We start from the raw sequence: 2539 nt of genomic DNA, 5'->3' as shown, positions 1-2539 counted from the left end.
GAGGGTGGGGGTGATGTGGAGTCCGCCGAACTCGGCCCAGGCTTCGACGGCCGCGGGGAAGACGGTGTGGCGGTGGCCGGCGGGTGAGGCGTGGTCGCGCAGGGTGTCCGCCCAGATCTCGGCTTGTTTGATGTCCCAGCGTCCGGGTTGCCAGCCGGCGGCGCGCAGGGCGGCGTCGACAGTTACGGCGAAGCGGGTGGTGGACGTGCGGTCGGTGTGCATCTGCCCTTCGTCTCGTCGAGGTCATGGGGGGCGGGCGCAGCGGTAGCGGTGCCGGCGGTGTTTCGGTGTGGGTGGGGGCGTGTCAGCTGTTGGTGGCCGCCGGGTCGACTATGCGGACGCCGAAGTGGGCGCTGAGTGCGGTGCAGGCGCGGCAGGGGGCGGCGAAGCTGCCGTGGAGGGGGTCGCCGTCCTCGCGGATGCGGCGGGCGGTGAGTTTGGCCTGCTTGAGGGCTTTGCGGGCCTCGCCGTTGGTCATGGGTTTGCGGGCGGCGCGTTTGCTGCGGGCGGCGTCGGCGGCGGCGATGTGCCGGGAGATGAGGATGGTCTCGGCGCAGCGGCCGGTGAAGCGGTCGCGTTGGGTGCTGGTGAGGGTGTCCAGGAAGTCCTGGACGAGGGGGTGCAGGGCCGGGGGTGTGTCGCCGCGGGCGGCGGTGCCGGTGAGGGTGGCGCCGCGGACGGAGAGGGCGGCGGCGATGGTGGGGAGGATGCCGTCGCGGCGGTGGTGGAGGACGGGGGCGTGGGCCGCTTCGGTGGCGCTCCAGCCGATGCGGGGGTCGCCGGCTCGCGGGTCGGCGGACCTGCCGGTGTGTGGTCCCGTCTGTGTCGCGTTCATGATCGCCTTCCCCTCCGTGCATCCCCCCGGGGGTCACAGACTGCCAAATGGCGTGGCTGGTGCGGAAGCTGGGGCGCGGTGACACGCCCGTACCGGGGGTGTGCCGTGACGGTGGGGTGACGGCTGGTCACGGAGGCGGAGGGGCGCGGACCCGGTGCCGGTGACCGGTGTCGTCGTACCGCATAGGCTGTCGGCACCGCGGGCGATGCGGTGATCCGTTCGGAGATCGATGTGGTGAACCGGAGGGTGATCCGTGAGGTGGGCGCGTGCGGTGACGTGCACCGAGGTGCGCGGCAGTTGAGGCAGAAGTTGAGACAGAAGACGTGACAGTCGATACGGGTCGTAGTGCGCCGAAGGTGGTGAATACGGGCCGTACAGAGTGCCGCAGGGGGCAACCGCCATGACGACAGGTCGGCTCGGGCAGCAAGCCGCGCCGCCGAACGCGGCCTACGCCGGGCAGGTCGTGCATTTCCCGGATCCGGTCCGGGCGGCGCGTCACCCGAGAGGGGTACGGGTCGACGAGGGTGGTTACCCCGACTTCTCGCCCTACGCGCGTGCGGCCGCGGAGATCGCGGAGCCGCCGGAGGGTTTCGGCGTCGACGAGTTGCGGCTGACGGACTACGTGTCGGCGAACATGGCGCTGGCGTCGTCCGGGCATGAGCTGTGGGACACGGTGCCGGCGGTGGCGACGCCGCACGGCTGGACGTGGCACCACGCGGTGGGCACGCGGCGGCTGGAGCTGGTGCCGGTCGAGGTGAAGGCGTTGCTGCGGCATCACGGCGGCGTGGCGACGTCGGGTGTCGACCAGTCCAAGCGGGGCACGCGGCCGTTGCAGGAGACGCGTCCGGCGCATTTCGGGCTGCCGAAGTCGGGCGTGGCGGTGACGGAGGCGCAGGTGCAGGGGGCCGAGGAGGACCTCGGTTACCGGCTGCCGGGTCCGTACCGGTCGTTCCTGAAGGCGGCGGGGGGTTGTGCGCCGGTGGGTGCCGCGCTGGACGCGGAGCTGGGGCTGCTGATCGACCAGCCGTTCTTCACGGTGCGGGACGAGGCGGCCGTGAACGACCTGGTGTACGTCAACAAGTGTCTGCGTGACCATCTGACCAAGGACTATCTGTGTGTCGGGTTCGTCCAGGGCGGGCTGCTGGCCGTGAAGGTGAAGGGCGAGCGGATCGGTTCGGTGTGGTTCTGCGCGTACGACGACGCCCGGGACGTGGATCCCGCGCTGCCGCCGGCGGAGCGGGTGGAGCGGCTGTTGCTGCCGTGCGGGGACGACTTCGACGTCTTCCTGTCGCGGCTGGCCGGTAATCCGCCGGAGTTGGAGACGGTGGCGAATCTGATGGTGGACGGCGGGTTCGCGCGTGTGGTGCCGGTGGGTGCGGTGTCGTCCTCGGCTGTGGGGGAGTGACTTCAGCGATGGTGACGTTCGCGCAGGCGCAGGAGCGCGCGGAAGAGTGGATCAACGGGGACGTGCCGTCGTACCAGCATCGTGAGGTGCGGGTGCGGGAGTTCGATCTCGGGTTCGTGGTGTGGGCCGAGGACCGGGTGGACGGGCCGCGTTCCGACGGTGGTGCGCAGCGGCTGGTGATCGCGCGGGACAGCGGGGAGGCGACGCTGTGGCCCGGGCTGCCGGTGGGTGAGGTGATCCGCCGGTACGAGGAGGAGTACGGTCGTCCGGACGCGGTGGAGGAGCCGGCGCCGGCTCCT

The 2539-nt window shown here is 71.4% G+C and carries 3 protein-coding genes and 1 pseudogene; 2 read left to right on the top strand and 2 right to left on the bottom strand.

The window, feature by feature from the left end; all coding sequences use genetic code 11:
- Together CCL05_RS42440 and CCL05_RS42435 are read right to left on the bottom strand one after the other, a co-directional pair.
- On the bottom strand, positions 1–222 hold a 222-nt coding region (locus CCL05_RS42440), incomplete at its 3' end, for an SUKH-3 domain-containing protein (RefSeq protein ID WP_208641752.1).
- A gap of 82 nt (positions 223–304) precedes the next feature.
- Positions 305–835 (bottom strand): YwqJ-related putative deaminase, encoded by a 531-nt coding sequence (locus CCL05_RS42435; RefSeq protein WP_086565836.1) that lies wholly within the window; start codon positions 833–835, stop codon positions 305–307.
- Between the two features lie 400 nt (positions 836–1235).
- Between CCL05_RS42435 and CCL05_RS42430 the strand changes: the two genes are divergently transcribed.
- On the top strand, positions 1236–2240 hold the full coding sequence (locus CCL05_RS42430) for an SMI1/KNR4 family protein (protein ID WP_086565835.1): 1005 nt from the start codon (positions 1236–1238) through the stop codon (positions 2238–2240).
- Positions 2241–2248: 8 nt separating this feature from the next.
- A pseudogene (locus CCL05_RS42425) lies at positions 2249–2539 on the top strand (SUKH-4 family immunity protein); the annotation flags it as partial.

It is taken from the genome of Streptomyces africanus, from assembly GCF_002150735.1.
Taxonomy (GTDB): domain Bacteria; phylum Actinomycetota; class Actinomycetes; order Streptomycetales; family Streptomycetaceae; genus Streptomyces; species Streptomyces africanus.
Note: the sequence above shows the minus strand (reverse complement) of the source record. Positions and strands in the feature narration are given on the sequence as shown.